This window comes from Enhygromyxa salina, from assembly GCF_002994635.1.
GTDB lineage: Bacteria > Myxococcota_A > Polyangia > Nannocystales > Nannocystaceae > Plesiocystis > Plesiocystis salina_B.
In genome coordinates this window covers 50089-66548 of the sequence record NZ_PVNL01000122.1, presented here as the reverse complement: position 1 = coordinate 66548, position 16460 = coordinate 50089, and the positions used below count along the sequence as shown (strand labels likewise).

The 16460-nt window shown below is 69.3% G+C and carries 13 protein-coding genes and 1 tRNA gene; 10 read left to right on the top strand and 4 right to left on the bottom strand.

The annotated features are described in order from the left end of the window. The 9 genes from ENSA7_RS44435 to ENSA7_RS45525 form a co-directional block, all read left to right on the top strand. Window positions 1-321, top strand: a 321-nt coding sequence (locus ENSA7_RS44435; protein WP_181234320.1) for a hypothetical protein, incomplete at its 5' end; no start/stop codon positions are given. Between the two features lie 660 nt (window positions 322-981). Further along, window positions 982-1527, top strand: coding sequence for a MerR family transcriptional regulator (locus ENSA7_RS32435; protein WP_146158391.1), 546 nt, complete (start codon window positions 982-984; stop codon window positions 1525-1527). A gap of 207 nt (window positions 1528-1734) precedes the next feature. Continuing rightward, entirely contained in the window at window positions 1735-2223 is a 489-nt protein-coding gene (locus ENSA7_RS32430) for a sigma factor-like helix-turn-helix DNA-binding protein (protein ID WP_106093286.1), read from the top strand. 123 nt (window positions 2224-2346) lie between these two features. Beyond that, window positions 2347-3963, top strand: a complete 1617-nt coding sequence (gene purH / locus ENSA7_RS32425; protein WP_106093289.1) for a bifunctional phosphoribosylaminoimidazolecarboxamide formyltransferase/IMP cyclohydrolase — start codon at window positions 2347-2349, stop codon at window positions 3961-3963. 58 nt (window positions 3964-4021) lie between these two features. Continuing rightward, window positions 4022-5323, top strand: coding sequence for a phosphoribosylamine--glycine ligase (gene purD, locus ENSA7_RS32420; RefSeq protein ID WP_106093285.1), 1302 nt, complete (start codon window positions 4022-4024; stop codon window positions 5321-5323). 76 nt (window positions 5324-5399) lie between these two features. After that, window positions 5400-6722 (top strand): DUF1015 domain-containing protein, encoded by a 1323-nt coding sequence (locus tag ENSA7_RS32415; protein WP_181234319.1) that lies wholly within the window; start codon window positions 5400-5402, stop codon window positions 6720-6722. Between the two features lie 10 nt (window positions 6723-6732). Continuing rightward, the gene (locus ENSA7_RS32410; RefSeq protein WP_106093283.1) at window positions 6733-8124 is read left to right on the top strand and encodes an ATP phosphoribosyltransferase regulatory subunit; all 1392 of its coding nucleotides are present in this window, start codon (window positions 6733-6735) and stop codon (window positions 8122-8124) included. Beyond that, window positions 8121-9404, top strand: coding sequence for an adenylosuccinate synthase (locus ENSA7_RS32405; protein ID WP_106093282.1), 1284 nt, complete (start codon window positions 8121-8123; stop codon window positions 9402-9404). The genes ENSA7_RS32410 and ENSA7_RS32405 overlap by 4 nt, the downstream gene beginning before the upstream one ends. A gap of 449 nt (window positions 9405-9853) precedes the next feature. Further along, window positions 9854-11512 (top strand): GYF domain-containing protein, encoded by a 1659-nt coding sequence (locus ENSA7_RS45525; protein WP_106093281.1) that lies wholly within the window; start codon window positions 9854-9856, stop codon window positions 11510-11512. Between the two features lie 77 nt (window positions 11513-11589). On the opposite strand, the gene ENSA7_RS32395 is transcribed toward ENSA7_RS45525, so the two are convergent. Together ENSA7_RS32395 and ENSA7_RS32390 are read right to left on the bottom strand one after the other, a co-directional pair. After that, window positions 11590-12609, bottom strand: a complete 1020-nt coding sequence (locus ENSA7_RS32395) for a threonine aldolase family protein (RefSeq protein WP_106093280.1) — start codon at window positions 12607-12609, stop codon at window positions 11590-11592. Between the two features lie 15 nt (window positions 12610-12624). After that, window positions 12625-13149 (bottom strand): hypothetical protein, encoded by a 525-nt coding sequence (locus ENSA7_RS32390; protein ID WP_106093279.1) that lies wholly within the window; start codon window positions 13147-13149, stop codon window positions 12625-12627. A 311-nt stretch (window positions 13150-13460) separates the two neighbouring features. Between ENSA7_RS32390 and ENSA7_RS32385 the strand changes: the two genes are divergently transcribed. Continuing rightward, entirely contained in the window at window positions 13461-13973 is a 513-nt protein-coding gene (locus tag ENSA7_RS32385; RefSeq protein ID WP_106093278.1) for a hypothetical protein, read from the top strand. 92 nt (window positions 13974-14065) lie between these two features. Here the strand turns inward: ENSA7_RS32385 and ENSA7_RS32380 are convergent. Further along, a tRNA-Cys gene (locus ENSA7_RS32380) sits at window positions 14066-14137 on the bottom strand. A 72-nt stretch (window positions 14138-14209) separates the two neighbouring features. Continuing rightward, window positions 14210-16411 carry a tetratricopeptide repeat protein gene (locus tag ENSA7_RS32375; RefSeq protein ID WP_146158389.1) on the bottom strand — a complete coding sequence of 734 codons (2202 nt, stop codon included), beginning with the start codon at window positions 16409-16411 and terminating at the stop codon, window positions 14210-14212. Between the last annotated feature and the right edge of the window lie 49 nt (window positions 16412-16460).

Below are 16460 nucleotides of genomic sequence, written 5' to 3'. Positions count from 1 at the left end.
GGGGGAACTGGAGGGGGTGGGGGAGCTGGCAAGGACAACAAGAAGCCGCCGCCGCCACCACCCGCGCCACCCGTCGATGTTCTGCTGATCACGACCCACGACAGCGGCGGGTTCTACTTCGCGTACATCAAGGTCGCGGGGCAGGTCGTCACGCTCGAGCCCAGCAAGACCATCCAGCTCAAGCCCGGCAGCTACAAGGTCCAGGCGCGTGCGGACAACGCCGATGACTGGAAGCCCGTGGGTCGGATCAGGATCGACTCTGGCAAGAACTACAGGGTGCGCCTTCTCAGCACCTGGAAGCTCAAGCAAGAGACGCTCTGAGCCTCTGATTCGAATGTGCACTGTACCGAGGGCCAATTGCCCGGTGCGTGTCGACTGTCCCTGCGACCAATTTCGTGTTCGCAGCGACCTCGATGCGCCCGTAAACCGGCGCTCAGCGCAAATACAGCCGATCGAAGCCATGCTTCAGCGCGGACCCCGAGATGGCTTTATATGCCATGTTAGGCGTGTTTGATATTACTAAAATTTCTATCTCAAATAGTTGTCCCTTTGGTCTACTGAACATGGATTCTCATTGCGCACAGTGCCTGGTTCAATCCAGTGACAAGATCCATTCAAGCGATCAATACAGGGGCCGTGATCGCGTGGATCGATCGCCCAGCAGACCCTCTGCAGCCGCGCGGGCGAATTGCCTCCGTGTTTGTTCAGTAGCTGTAAGTCATCGAATTCGCCGGCTTGCGAACGAAATGCGCAACAGCCGAGATTGACGCGCGCGAAACTTCTCCAAAAACTTGAGAGGTCCGAGCGAAAATGCTTTCTTCACTCCACTGAGTAGATTACACTCGGGCGCGACGAGAGAGTCAGATCATAAAATAGACTCACCCGTACAGCCAAGTCCCGACAACTACTCGATATCCTACTCTCCTCGCGCACTTCCTTCCTCGCGCATCGCTCCACTCTCTCCAGTCCGGGATCACGGCCATGACAGTCGCTCTATCCGAAGCGCAGGTGCGCGAGATCGAAGCCGCGAACGCGGACGGGCTGAGCTCGCAGGACCTCGTTCGCGTGTTCAGCGAGCGCCGCGTCCGCTTCAGCGAGGCGAACTTGCGTCGCTACGTGCAACTCGGCCTGGTGCCGCGCTCGCACCGGATCGGATCCAAGGGGAAGCACCAGGGGTCGCGCGGGGTGTATCCGGTCCGAGCGGTCCGCCGCATCAACTTGATCAAGAAGTTGATGGGCGAGCGCTACACGCTCGAAGAAATTCAGTCGAAGTTCCTCGCGTTCCAAGATGACATCGAGAACCTCGAGGAAGCCAGCAACAAGCTGGTCGACGCGTTCGAGGGGCGCCTGGTCGAGCAACCCGCCGGGCCCCGTCGCGAGCGTCTGTACACCGAGCTCGAGGCGATCAAGCGCGCCGCGGGTGAGCTGCTCGGCGCCGTTCAGCGGCTCGAGAAGCTGTTGACCCCCGCCGCTGGTGTCCGCCGCCCTCGCGGTGGCGGTGTCGCCGACCCCACCGAACTCCTCTGACGTTGACAACTCGACTTGCCCTGCACTGACTTACCCGGCCTAGCTCCGCTCAGACGCCCACCGACCCACTCCCATCGTATCTGTCGCTCACTGCTCGCATTGGATGCCTCGCTCGCCGACGACGAGCCAGGCTCGGAACCCCTGCGCCCGAGCGCCGCCACGCAACTGTCCACGCCACCGCCCACGCCACCGTAGAGAACTCAGACCATGCTGCTCGAGACCCGCTCCACCACCCAGCCTTCCGCCCCCGAGATCATGCCGATCAGCGGCGCCCCGATCCCCCCGATCAAGCGTCGCTCGCGGGCCAAGACCATCGCCATGAAGCGCCTGACCAAGGAGGAGCTGCGGATCGGCGCGCTGCTGTACCCCGAGAAGTCGTACTGGCGACCGGTGACGCGCGGCGAGTGTGCGAACGTCTCGCGCCCGTGCCCCTACGTCAGCTGCAAGTATCACCTGTACATCGACGTCAACCCGCGCACGGGCAGCATCAAGATCAACTTCCCGGATCTCGAGGTCTGGGAGCTGCAGAACTCGTGCGCGCTCGACGTTGCCCAGCAGGGCGGCATCACCCTGGAAGAGGTCGGCGAGATCCTCAACCTGACCCGCGAGCGCATCCGCCAGGTCGAGGTCCGCGGGCTGATGAAGCTCAAGGAAGCCGGCGGCGACGAGCTGATGAGCTACCTGATCACGTCGTGAGTCGGCGTCGCTCGACGCCCCGCGTGGACAAGACCTGCGTTTTGCGCGGGTCTTCGGCGTGTGTGGGGGTTGGAGCCGGGTTTGCGCTGGCGAGCGGGGCAGGGGGTGTGGTACCGGGCGGGCGTGTCGACCTCAGCCGCACCACTGCGTCGCGCGCTCGTCAGCGTCAGCGACAAGTCCAACCTCGCGACGCTCGCGGATATCTTGATCGCCCACAAGGTCGAGGTGCTCTCGACCGGTGGCACGCACAAGGCTCTGCTCGAGCTCGGGGTCGCGGTCGTCAAGGTTTCGGAGTTCACGGGCGCGCCCGAGATCCTAGACGGTCGCGTCAAGACCCTGCACCCCAAGATCCACGGGGGCATCTTGGCGCTGCCGACCGCGGCCCACCAGGCCGAGCTCGAGCTGCACGGGATCGCGGCGATCGACCTGGTCGTCGTCAACCTCTATCCGTTCATGCAGACGATCCGAGCGCCCGGAGCCAGCTTCGCCGACGCGATCGAGAACATCGACATCGGCGGCCCGACCATGGTCCGCGCCGCGGCCAAGAACTGGGGGCGCGTGGCGGTGGTGGTGGATCCGAGCGACTACGCGGCGCTCGGCGAGGCGCTCGGCCAGCACGGCGGCGCGGTGCCGGAGGGCCTGCGCCGCTCGCTGGCCCGCAAGGCGTTCGCGCACACGGCCAGCTACGACGCCGCGATCGCCGACTATCTCGCGCGCCACGATGACGAGGGCCAGGCGATCGATCCCGCCGCGATCACGCCGGGGCTGTTCGTCAGCGGTGAGCCGCTCGCCGAGCTGCGCTACGGCGAGAACCCGCATCAGTCGGCGCGATTTTTCCGGACCGACTACGCGGCCGCCGAGCAGACTGGCCTGGACCGAGCGCTGATCCACCAAGGTAAGGCGCTGAGCTACAACAACCTGCTCGACGCCGACGCGGCGCTCGGGCTGATCCGCGATCTCCACGCGGGGCTGCCCGAGGGCGGCCGGGCGGCGGCGGTGTTCAAGCACCTCTCGCCGTGCGGGGCGGCGATCGGGACCGACGGCGAGCCGCTCGCCGACGTGTTCGTGCGCGCCCGCGAGGCCGACGCCGAGAGCGCGTTCGGAGGCATCGTCTCGGTCAACCAGACCGTCGACGCCGATCTGGCCGCGCGCTTGATCGAGGGCTTCCTCGAGGTCGTGATCGCGCCCGGCTACACCCCCGAGGCCCGCGCGCTGCTGGCCAAGAAGAAGCGCATGCGGGTGCTGGAGCTGCCGCAGATGTTCGCCCCGGTCGCCGGTCCGCCGCCGCTGCGGCTGCGCTCGGTCGCGGGCGGGGTCCTGGTTCAGCGCGAGGATCTGATCGGCGTGGCCGCGCGAGACGGCCAGGTCCCCACCAAGCGGGCCCCCACGGCCGCCGAGCTGAGCAGCCTGGACCTCGGCCAGCGGGTCGCCAAGCACGTGCGCTCCAACGCGATCGTGCTGGTCCGCGACAACGTCACGGTGGGGATCGGCGGCGGCCAGACCTCGCGGGTCGAAGCCGTGCGTCAGGCGCTGAGCCGGGCAGGGGAGGCGGCCAAGGGCGCGGTGCTGGCCTCCGACGCGTTCTTCCCGTTCCGTGACAGCGTCGACGCGGCCGCGCAGGCGGGCGTGCGCGCGATCATCCAGCCGGCTGGCTCGATGCGCGACGCCGAGGTGGTGGCCGCGTGCGATGAGCATGACGTGGCGATGGTCGCCACGGGCGAGCGGCACTTCAGGCACTGAATCTCGGACGAGTCCGGCCCGGATCTGGCGGCACTGAACTCGCGGCGTTGAACTGAACATGAGCACGATCTTGATTGTTGGGAGTGGCGCCCGCGAGCACGCGCTGGCGTGGCGGTGCGCGAGCGAAGGCCACCGGGTGGTGGCGAGTCCAGGCAGCGACGCGATCGCGCTGCTGGCCGACTGCTTCGAGTGCCCGAGCTTCACCGACCTGGTCGCGCTCGCCCGGCGCGAGGCCGTCGAGCTGGCGATCGTGGGCCCCGAGGCGCCGTTGGTCGCGGGCATGGCCAACGCCCTGCGCCAGGCTGGGATCCCGACGATCGGTCCCGACGCGGGCGCGGCCGAGCTCGAGGGCAGCAAGGCGGTCGCCAAGTCATTCATGCACGCGCACGCGATCCCGACCGCGCGGCACGTGACGGTCGCGTCGATGCCCGAGGCGCTCGCGGCCCTGCGCAGCTTCGCGGAGGCCCCGGTCGTCAAGGCCAGCGGGCTCGCGGCGGGCAAGGGCGTGACCGTGGCCGAGACCCACGCCGAGGCCGAGCTGGCCGTGCGCGCGTGCCTCGAGGGCGGTCGGTTTGGCGCCGCCGGGGCTCAGGTCGTGCTCGAGCAGCGCCTGCGCGGGCGCGAGGCCAGCTTCTTCGTGCTCACCGATGGCACCGCCGCGGCGTGCTTCGAGGCCTGCCAGGATCACAAGCGGATCGGAGAGGGCGACACCGGGCCCAACACCGGCGGGATGGGGGCCTACGCGCCTGCGCCGATCGTCGACGACGTGGTTCGCGGTCGCGTGATGGATCGCGTGGTCGGGCCGACCCTGGCCGGGCTGCGCAGCGAGGGGCGGCCGTTCGTGGGCGTGCTGTTCGTCGGCCTGATGATCGATGACGACCGGCAGCCCCACGTGATCGAGTACAACGTGCGGTTCGGCGACCCCGAGGTCCAGCCGCTGATGCTCGGTCTGCAGGTTCCGCTGGTGCCGCGCCTGTTCGCCGCCGCCCGTGGGCCGACCGGCGGCGGGGCCCTGGTCGACGAGCTGCTCCCGGGTCGGCCCGCGGTCAGCGTGGTCCTGGCGTCGGCCGGCTACCCCGAGACCTCGACCAAGGGCGTCGAGATCCGCGGGTTGGACGAGGCCATGCGGGTCGCCGCCGACGACCCGGACCTGGCGATCTTTCACGCGGGCACCCGGCGCGACGGCGCGATCTGGCGGACCAACGGCGGGCGGGTGCTGGGGCTGTGTGCCAGCGGCGAGGACCTGCGCACCGCGCTCGCCCGGGCCTACGCGCTGGCCGACAGCGTCAGCCTCGAAGGTGGTCAGCTTCGCCGAGACATCGGTGCCCAGGCCGTTGCTGCCCAGTCCGGGTCGCGGTGACGCGCACGTGGGGCCTTCACTGGTCTGCCGGATCAGCATGGACGCTGGGCAAAACGGCAGGTATAGCCCGGTTCCCATGGCCAAGATTCGCGCGTTCTCGGGCCTCCGCTACGACACGAGCAAAGCCGGGCCGGCCGGCGACTTGCTCGCGCCGCCCTACGATGTGATCGACGACGCCCGTCGAGCCGCGCTCGCCGCCGCATCGCCGCACAACTGCGTGCATGTGATCCTCCCCGAGGCGCCCGCAGGCAGCGACGATCCGCTCGCCAAGTATCGGGCGGGCGCGAGCGCGTTCGAGCGGTTGCAGGCCGAGGCGCTGATCAACGATCCCGAGCCCGGCTTCTACGTCTACCACCAGCGCTTCGAGTCCGAGGGCACCACCTACGTGCGCAAGGGCTTCATTGGCTTGATCGAGCTGACGCGGTTTGGCCAGGGCCCGGTGCTGCCCCACGAGCGGACCTTGGCCGGTCCCAAGCAAGATCGCCTCGAGCTGATGCGCGCCTGCGATGCCCACCTCGAGCTGGTGTTTGGCCTGTTCGCCGATCCGGAGCGCCGCTGGGAGGCCGCCGTCGAGCCCGGGCTCGGCTCGCCGGATCTCGACGTCGACTGGGATGGCGTGCACCACAGCCTGTTTCGCGTGAGTGACCCGGGCGCCTGCGCGGCGCTCGAGCAGGTCCTGGCCGACAAGAACATCTATATCGCCGACGGCCACCACCGCTACGAGACCATGTGCAGCTTCCGCGACGAGCTCGAGGCGGCCGGGCGCGGGGACGCGGCGCGCTGGGGCATGGTCTACCTGTCCAACCTCGATGACGACGGCCTCGTCGTGCTGCCGACTCACCGGCTGGTCCACGATCTCGCCAGCGGCGTCGACCTGCCCGCGCTGCTCGGCGATCTCGACGCGTGGTTCGAGGTGCGCTCGGTCTCGATGCCCGACGACGCGAGCGCGCTCCGCCAGCTGCTGACCGACGCGGGCGCGCAGCGGGCTGCGTTTGGTCTGGCGATCCCCGGCGCCGACACGCTCGCGGTCCTGACCTTGCGGGCCGACTTCGACCCCACGGGCGCGGGTCTGGGCCAGCTCCCGGCGGCGCTGCAGCGCCTGGATGTCGCGCTGCTCCACGAGCTGCTGCTCGAGCGCGGGCTCGGCATCACCAAGCAAGCCCAGGCTGACAAGACCAACCTCGGCTACGAGAAGTCCACGGAGGCGGCCCTGGCCCGCGCCCGCGGCCAGGGCCCGAGCGACGATGACACCCAGCTCGTGTGCTTCATGAACGCGACGCCCGTACAGGACGTGGTCGCGGTCTGCGACAGCGGCGAGGTCATGCCGCAAAAGAGCACCTTCTTCTTCCCCAAGATCCCGACCGGGCTGGTGTTTCGCCCGATCGGCGACGCGAGCTGAGCGAGCACGGATGTCCCGCGACGAGGCCAAGCCGCGCCCGCCCGTCGATCCCAGCACGGTCGACGCGAGCGTGTTCAGCCCGCTGCCGATCGGCGCCCGGGATCTGCTGCCAGATGCCGCTCGGCGCCGCCGCGCGCTGACTGGCAGCTTGCTGGCCAGCTTCGAGCGCTGGGGCTACCGCGAGGTCGTGCCGCCGCTGATCGAGTACTTCGACGTGCTCGGCCGTGGGCTCGGCTCGAACGATCGCGACCGCTGCGTTCGCTTCATCGAGGCCGGGACCGGTGAGATCGTGGCGCTGCGGTCCGACGTGACCCCGCAGATCGCCCGGGTCGTCGCGCAGCGGGTCGGTGGCGCCGTCGCGGCGAGCGACGGGATGCGCCTGTGCTACGCGGCGACCCTGGTCCGCCTGCCCAGCGGCCGGGACGATCGCGCCGAGCTGCATCAAGTCGGCGTCGAGTACCTCGGCGACGCGAGCGAGACCGCCGACGCCGAGCTCATCGGCCTGGCCGACGCGTCGCTGGTCGCGCTCGGCAGCTCGGCGCACCGCTTCGATCTCTCGCACGCGGCCGTGGTCGGCGACGCGCTCGCGTTCCTCGGGCTGTCGCGCGCGGTCGAGAGCGAGCTGCGGGACCGACTCGCGCGCAAGGATCTCGACGGGCTCCGGCGCGCGCTCGAGCAGGCTGGGGTCGACCGTGCGTCGACCGAGGCGTTCGCGTCGCTGGCCGACTCGCACGGACCGCCGGCGTTGCTGGCGTCGGCCCGCGAGCGGCTCCGTTCGATCGGCGCGGGCGAGGCGATCGATCGCCTGCGCGAGGTCGTCGCCGCGGTCGAGCGTGAGCACCCCAGCTGCGCGTCCCGGCTGCTCGTCGATCTCGGCGAGGTGCGGGGCTTCGACTACTACACGGGGCTGCGCCTGCGGGTGTGGGCGCCGGGGGTCGGCGCGCCGATCGTTCGCGGCGGTCGCTACGACGATCTCGTCAGTCGCTACGGCGCCGCGCTGCCGGCCGTGGGTCTCGCCTTCGATCTCGACGCGCTCGAGGACGCGCTCGCGGCCGCGGGTCTCCACGTCGACGGCGCCGAGTTCTCGGCCGCGCGGCTGGTGGCGGTGCAGTCGGGTGAGAAGCTCGACGAGCGGCTCGCCGCGGCGCTGCGAGCCGCCGCGGTCGCCGAGGCCCATGAGGCCCGGGAGGGCGGGCGCCGGGCCTGGATCGACAGCGAGCCCGACCTCGCGCAGGCTCAGCGACAGGCCGAGCGTCGAGTCGCGGATCGGCTGACGTGGCTGTGTGTGGTCGGGCGCGGCAGCGAGGCCAAGATCGTTCGTCAGCGCTGTCGCCTGGACCCTGAGGGTTGGCGACCAGAGTCGGAGAAAGTCATGAGCAAGCAAGGTCGGGAGCAAACATGAGTACGCTGGCGGTTGTTGGGGCGCAGTGGGGGGACGAGGGCAAGGGCAAGGTCGTCGACGTGCTCGCGGCCGAGGCCGACCTGGTCGCTCGGTTTGCTGGGGGCAACAACGCGGGCCACACCCTGGTCGTCGACGGCGTCAAGATCGTCACGCACCTGGTGCCCTCGGGCTGCACCTACCCGGGAACTCGCTGCTTGCTCGGCGCCGGGATGGTCATCGATCCCGAGGTCTTCGCCGAAGAGATCGCCCAGCTGCGCACCCACGGCCTGCTCGCCGGGGACGAGCTGCGGGTCTCGCTCGACGCCCACGTGATCTTCGAGTTTCATCGCGAGCTCGACGCCCTGCGCGAGGACGCGTCCACGGCCCAGACGATCGGCACCACGCGGCGTGGGATCGGGCCGGCCTACGAGGCCAAGGCCGCCCGCCGTGGGATTCGGATCCGCGACCTGCTTCGCCCCGACCGGCTGCGTGAGCGGCTCGAGCACAACAAGCGCGCGCTCGAGCCCGAGTTCGCCCGGTTTGGCAGCGAGCGCAGCGTCAGCGTCGACGCCCTGTGCGAGGCCGCGGCCAGGTGGGTCGAGTGGATCGGACCGATGACCTGTGACGCCGGCGCCGAGGTGCTCGAGTTCATCGGCGCGGGCAAGTCGGTGTTGTTCGAGGGCGCACAGGGGGCGCTGCTCGACGTCGATCACGGCACCTATCCTTATGTGACGTCGAGCTCGACGATCGCCGGAGGCGTGTGCACCGGGCTCGGGATCGGGCCCACGCTGATCGACGGCGTCTGGGGCATCACCAAGGCGTACACGACCCGCGTCGGCGCGGGTCCGTTTCCGACCAAGCTCGACGGTGAGCGAGGTGATCAAATCCGCGCCGCCGGGGGAGAGTACGGCGCGACCACAGGTCGCCCGCGCGACTGTGGATGGTTGGACCTACCGGCGCTGCGCTTGGCCGCCCGCCGCAACGGCTTGACCGGCCTCGTCGTCACCAAGCTCGACGTGCTCGCGCAGCTGCCAGCGATCGAGATCTGCACGCGCTATCAGGACGATCTCGATCCCGGCCGCGATGGGTTTGACGACGCCGTGCCGGTCTACGAGCCGGTCGCGGGGTGGGGCGGCCCCAACTGGGGCGAGCAGGTGAGCAACGCGCGCTCGCTCGAGCAGCTCCCAGCCGGCGTTCGTGCGTACCTCGACCTGGTAAGTGACTACGTCGAGGTCCCGGTCACCCTCGTCTCGGTCGGCCCGGGTCGCGAGCAAACCATACGACTGACCGCGGCGTTCTGAGCCCGCGTGGCGGTCAAGCGCGATCCGATCTCCTCGTTTGCGAGCCCCACGAGCCGGTTGGTGGCCGCCGCTGAAGCGATGAGGGGGCCGGCGAGGTGGCCGCGATCGCATCCTCTCCAGGGGGTCCCGCGCACGTGTCCGCCAGGTTTCGGACCCAGCTTCGCGTATTCTCCGCGGCTGTGTGAAATCATTGGGATATGGACGGTTGTCGGCGAAGACTTGGTTCCATATACTGCGGCCCCACCCGGTCGGGGCCGGGGCTGAACGAGCCCTCCAGTTGCTTCTTCAGCTGCTTCTCCCAGGGCGCCCCGGCACACCGACTCCCCGTCTCCCATGACGCCTCGTTTCAACATCAAGAGTGGGCACAGTGCCCGGCCAAATACCGGGCCGAGCTGTTCCCAGGCGCAGCCAGCTGACAAGCTCAGCAAGCGACGAATGGCAGGCGTGTCGTGAGAATTGAATGTGATAAGTGCGCCGCGAAGTACTCGATCGCGGACGAAAAGGTCCGCGGTAAGACCTTCAAGATTCGCTGCAAGAAGTGCAGCAACGTCATCATCGTTCGGGACAAGGCCGCGAGCGCCGAGGCCGACGCTGGGGCGAGTGAGCCCGCGTCCGAAGAGCCAGCTGGTTGGCACTTGGCGATCGACGGCGACACCGTTGGTCCGCTCCCGGAAGACGAAGTTCGGCGGCGCTACGACGCCGGTCAGATCGACAAGTCGACCTCGGTGTGGCAGGAGGGCTTCGAGGATTGGCTCGAGCTCGGCCAGATCGAGGCGTTCGCGGATCTGCCCGATCGGGCGCCCCGCGGCGCGGCGGTCGGCATGGGCATGGGGATGGGTGCCGGCGTCGCTGCGGCTGCGGCCGACGATCCCTTCGCCAGCGCGGGTTCGGACGACGCGTTCGCGGCCGCCAGCGGTGAGTTTGGCGGCGGCGGGTTCTCCGAGCCAGCGCCGCAGCAGCCCGCCCACGAGCCAGCAGCCGAGTCGCCTCGCGTCGACTCGCTGACCGGCCAGCGCAACGAGAACTCCGTGCTGTTCTCGCTCGACAGCCTCAAGGCGATGGCGTCGACGTCGAAGCCTGCGTCGGCCGGTCCGGTTCGGCAGGCTCCCTCCACAACCGCACCCTCGTCCGAAGGATCGGGCCTCATCGACATCCGGGCGATGGGCGCGATGATGGACATGGGCGGCGGCGGTGGCGGTGGCGGTGGCGGCGGCGGCTCCGAAGAGGAGATGCTGCCCAGCTTTGGTGGCGGTGGACTCGGCGGGCTCTCGGTCGAGCCGCTCGTCAGCGAGGCGCCAGTCGTGGCGCCAGTCGCCGCGGAGCCGCAGCGCAGCAATGCGCCGATGTACATTTTGATCTTCCTGCTCGCCGCCGGGCTGATCGGGCTTGGGGTCATGTTCTTCCTCAAGGACGACCCCGAGCCGCAGGTCATCAAGGAAGTCGTCACCGTCCCCGGTTCCGTCGAAGAGAAGGACACCAAGGACTCGGCCAAGGCCGACGAGAAGGACGACGAGAAGGACGACGAGCAAGAAGAGGCCGAGGGCGAAGCCGAGGCTGGTGAGACCGAGGGCGAGGACACCGAGGGTGATTCCGCCGGCGGTGTGGTCGGCAAGTCCGGGTCCAGCACCAAGAAGAAGAAGAGCACCTCCGGTGGTGGCTCGGGCGGCAGCTCGGGCGGTGACTCGGGCGGCTCCGGCGGTTCCTCCGGCGGATCGTCCGGCGGTTCCTCAGGCGGCACGCCGAAGAAAGATCCCGACGTCGACTGTCTGCTCGATCCCAACCTGCCCAAGTGCAAGGGTGGCGGCAGTGGCAGCGGCGGCGGTGGCAAGGCCCCCGTGGACAGCAGCCTGCCCCCGAAGCTGACCAGCGGCGAGATCACCCCGGTCATCAAGGGTGTCAAGACCGCCGCCAAGAGCTGCGGCTCGGGCACGGCCGTCGAGGTCAAGTTCTCGATTCAGGGCTCGACCGGCAACGTGGTGTCCGCCACCCCGCAGGGCGAGCACGCCTCGACCCCGGTCGGCAAGTGTGTGGCCCAGGCGCTGAAGAACGCGAAGTTCCCCAAGTTCCAGGCGGAGCAGCAGGGCGTCACGTTCACCTTCAGGCTGTAGAGGCTACGGTCAGCCGACGAAAGGGGTCGCTCGCGCGGCCCCTTTCGTTTTGGTTCTCGGCTGGTTTCCGCCAGGGCTCAGGCCAGCACGCCGCGGATCCGAGCGATCGCGCTGGCCAGCGCGTCGTCATCGATACCGAGGTGCACGACGAGCCGGATCTCGTCGTACTTGTTCGGGTAACACAGGACTCCGGCCTCGCGCAGCGGCGCGCACAGGGTCTCGGCGTCCGTGCCCGCGGGCAGCTCGAACAGGGCGATGTTGGTCTCGGGTTCGATCGCTCGCCAGCAGCGAAGATCGGCGAGCGCATCAGACAGCTCGCGGGCGCGGCGGTGATCGTCTCGCAGTCGCTCGATGTGATGCTCGAGCGCGTGCAGCCCCGCAGCCGCCAACACCCCCGCTTGCCGCATCGCCCCACCGAACGCGTGGCGGCTCGCCCGGGCCCGGCTCACGAACTCCTGCTCGCCACACAGGAGTGATCCGACCGGACAGCCGAGGCCCTTGCTGATGCACACGCTGACGCTGTCGGCCACGCTGGCGAGCGCTGGCATGGGGCGTCCGGTTGCGACGTGGGCGTTCCACAGCCGCGCGCCGTCGAGGTGGACGGGCCGGCCGTGCGCGCGGGCGAGCTCGGAGATCGCTTGCAGCTCGTCGAGCTTCCAGACCACGCCACCGGCGAGGCCGAGCGTGTTCTCCAGCCACACCAGGCCCACGCGCGGCCAGCCAGTGGACTCTTCTCGCAGCCGCTGCAGCAGCTGAGCGGCCGAGAACCCCCGGCGATCGCCGATCGGCATGGTCTGGACCCCCGACAGCCGGGCCGGGGCAGCGTCCTCGTGGACCAACACGTGGGCCTCGGGCGCGCACGCGATCGCGTCACCGGGGCGGGTGTGGGTCGCGACCGCGAGCTGATTGGCCATGGTCCCCGACGGCACGAACAGCGCCGCCGGCTTGCCGAGCAGCTGGGCGACCCGTCGCTCGAGCTCGTTGATCGTGGGGTCGTCGGCGTAGCAGTCGTCACCGACCTCGGCGCGGGCCATCGCCTCGCGCATGGCCTGGGTCGGCTTGGAGACCGTGTCGCTGCGAAGGTCGATCGGCTGCACGCCGTGGTTGTACTACTACGGCTGCTGGGCAGGTGGCAGCAGCGGGACCGAGTGATCGTCTTCCGGATCGTCCTGGTCTGGCGGAGGCTCTTCCTGCCTGGGCGGCGGCGGCAGCGGCTGGCCGCGCTCGGCTCGGACCTTGGCCGAGATCCCGTCGAGGATCGAGTTGGGCAGGTGGACCGGGCCCGCGCCCGTGTTCACGCTCATGCTGACGCTGGCTCGGCCCGCGGCGTCGTCGGTGGCGAACATCTCGAGGCTGCCCGATCCGATCCGCTGGCCCTCGAGCGGGAACTGAAACAGGATGTAGCCAGCGTCTTGATCGCGGTCGGTGATCTCGAAGCCGCGATCGATCCGAAGGTAGCGGATCGCGGTCGGCCAGACCTGATCGAGGGGGTAGCTGAGCACGCGGCGGTTCTCGATCAACGCGAGCGGAACCACCGCCGCTGTGATCGTGCTCGACGAGCCGCGCGGCGGCTCGGCGCGGGCCCCGGTCTCGAGGGTGGGGATCGCGAGGACCGAGACGACCAGCGTACCGAGCAACGCCCGAGTTTTGTGGTGTCGTCGCCCGTGTCGGCCATGTCGCGCTGCGCGAGGAGTAGCTATGTTGGCCTGACGTGAGCCGGAACCGGTCATGTCAGCACGCTAGGTAGTCCTGGCGAAGTGATCAAAATTCCGGCATTTTTGAGTGGCACACGGCGAGCGTTCAGATGTAGATCAGGAGTCCAGGTGGAGCGTTCGGCCGTCGGGCTGTGCTCCCCAATACCGAAGGGTCAGCGAGCTGTCGCCAGCAGCCCAGCCCAATCGCCAAGTCTGTCCATCGATTCGTCGCCCGTCCAAGCGGAGGTCCCAGTATGTCACGAGAAAACTCAGCCCTGATCGCGCTCGAAGAGCTCAAGAACCTCGAAGCCCAGCGAGTCCAGCAGGTCGAGGACGAAGTCCGCGCCACCGAAGACGCTGAGCGTCGCGCCAAAGAAGAGGCCGAGCGCAAGGCTCGCGAAGAGGAAGAGCGGATCCGTCAGGAGAAGGCCGAGCAAGCCCGGCTCGCCCAGGAAGAGCACGACCGCAAAGAGCGCGAAGAGCGGATCCGCGTCGCCGAGGCCGAGGCCCGCAGCCGCGCCGAGCAAGAGGCCCGCCTCCGCGAAGAGCAGATGCGGCTCGACGCGCAGGTCAAGATGGCCGAGCGCAAGAAGACCCCGTACTGGCTGTACGCCACCGCAGCCGTGCTCTCGATCGGCCTGATCGGCGGCGGCGGTGGCGGTGGCGGCGGTGGCGGTGGCGGCTCGGCCGCGAAGAAGCCGGTCACCAAGGAGCGCAAGGACAAGCTGAGCATCGGTGGCGGCGACGCCCCGCTCGGCGGAATCTAACCGCTGCCGGTTTGGCCCGGCCAAACCCAAACCGAACCGAAACCAAGAAAAAAGGGACCCGCTCAGGGTCCCTTTCTTCGTTCTCTCTCGTGAGGCACGGGCCGGATTCGAACCGGCGAATAGAGCTTTTGCAGAGCTCCGCCTTACCACTTGGCCACCGCGCCGTGGTCAGCTTCTTGGGGGCCGGTCATCTAACATGGCCCGCGTGGGCTCGCAAGCGCCAAGCTCCGGGCCCGCTAGAAGACCGCGGAGCGGGCGGTCTTGGGCAGCTCCTTCCAGCGCAGGTAGATCTGCGCCATCTGGTACTCGAAGTCGCCCATCATCTGCTGCTCGAGGACCTTGGTCATGAGCTCGAGGCCGGCCGCTCGACGGCCGTCTCGCCAGCGCGCGAGGCCCTCATAAAAGCAGGCCTCGGACCGCTCGCGGGTGTCGCTCGCGGCCTGGCTGAGATCGACGTAGCTCAGCTGGCCGAGGCCATGCCGGGCGAGCTTGCGCTGCCACGGCTCACCCGTCTCGTCGGCTGCGTAGCGACCGAGGTAGTCGCTGGCGAGCGCGGGCGCGGGCTGGCCGAGCCGCTCGGCGAGGTCGAGGATCCACAGTGAGTAGTAGACCCCGAGCTCGGCACCACCCGCGTCGCGGGCCAGCGCGGCGGCGAAGATCTCGGCGGCCTCGTCGAGGTGGGCGTGGAGGACCGTGAAGATGAGCGGCTCGGTGTAGGCGTCGGCGCGATTGGGCGCGAGCCGCTGGGCGTCGCGGACGTCGCTCATCGCGAGCTCGATCTCCCCGAGGTAGAAGAACACCCGTGAGCGACGCAGCGAGAATTCGGCGCGCAGCTGATCGGCCAGCCCAGCGTAGCTCAGCAGCGTGTTGAGCAGGCTCAGCGCCTCGCGCAGCTCGGACACGCTGGCTTCACGATCGCCCGCGAGCGCCTCGACCTCCGCGAGGCTCATGCGCGCGGTGATCTGCCAGTCGTAGCGATCGAGCTGATCGCTCAGACCCCCCGCGAGCGCGTCGAGCCGGCGCAGGTGAGTGCGCGCGTCGTCGAGCTGGCCGCGGCGAGTGGCGATCGTGCCCAGCAGCGACAGCGCGGCCGGCTCCGGCGTCAGGGCGATCGTCTGCTGCAGCAGCTCCGAGGCGCGCTCGATGTGGCCAGCGTTGAACTCGGCCATGGCCACGCTCATCCAGGCCAGCGAGATGCCGGGCTCGATCGGCCGCTGGGGCCAGGTGTGGGCGGCACGATCGTGAAAGCCCTCGATGCGCTCGAGCATGTTCACGGTGTCCGTGGACCCGGACTCCGCGCGAACCTCGAGCGCGAACTGGTACAGCTGGGCCAGCTCGGACCAGGCCTGGTGAAGATCTTCGCGATCGGTGGCGCGGGTCTTGCCGGCCAGCGCGCGCTCGTAGTGGATGATCGCGGCTTCGACGTAGTTGCGAGCGCGCAGCGCCCGGCCCCGCGCGAGGTGAGCGGGCGGGTGATCGGGAAACCGCGCGAGGCTGCGACCCGCGAGGTTGTCGACGATCCCCCAGGCCTGGTTGACGATCTCGTCTGGGAGTCGGTTGTCAGGCTCGGGGATGAACTCGCGGGTCAGCTGATCGAGATCCGCGGGCGAGCGGCTGTCGGTGTTGGCGGCGTCGCGGATCAGCTCGCGCAGCGCCTCGGTCGGGCCGTCGGCCTCGATTCGGTCGAGCGCAGCCACGGCACCGTCGAGATCGTCGGCGCGCAGGTACAGGCGCGCCAACAGGTAGCCGGTGAAGGGCACGCGGGGATCGCTGACGCTCGAGAAGCTGCCCTGACGCTGGGCGTTGCGATAGCGCTCGAGGTACACCCGCGCGAGCTGATCGACGAGGAACGGCGAGGGGAAGAACGCCGTCACGTCCTCGAGCAGGCGGTCGAGGTGATCGTCAAAGCTCGGATCGCTGCCGAACTCGCTGGTCCGGCCGATCCAGTCGTGCAGCGCCGTGAAATTGTGCTGGGCGCTGGCTTGGCCTCCCGGGTCGGAGAACGCCTGCGTGAGCCCGAGCGCGAGCAGGGCAGGGCGCTCGTCACCCGCGCGGGCGACCTTGGCGTAGACACGCTCGGCGGCGGCGGCCAGCTGGGGATCGGGATCGAGCCCGCGCAGCTCGGCGGCGACCCACAGCCCGCTGAGCTGCTCGAGCGCGTCGACTGCCTGGGGCAGCTGATCGCTCTCGAGCGCGCGATCGAGGTACCCGATCAAGTAGTCGCGGAGCTTTGCCCTGGCCGCTGGGCGGGCGCCGTCGTCGAGGCTGAGCAGCGCGTAGGCGTTGCGCGCCGCGGCGTAGTCGTCCAGATCGCTGATCGTGTGGGGCGCGACCAGGAGCGGCGCGTTGGTGTCTGGCCCCGTCGTCTTGGTGCAAGCGGGCGCGCACACCAACAGGGGGACCAGCACAGCGAGGATCGACACGGGGCGTGGAGCCACCGCGACAGTGTACGGAGTGGATCGTGGCGGGGCCAGCCGCGGCCGCGGC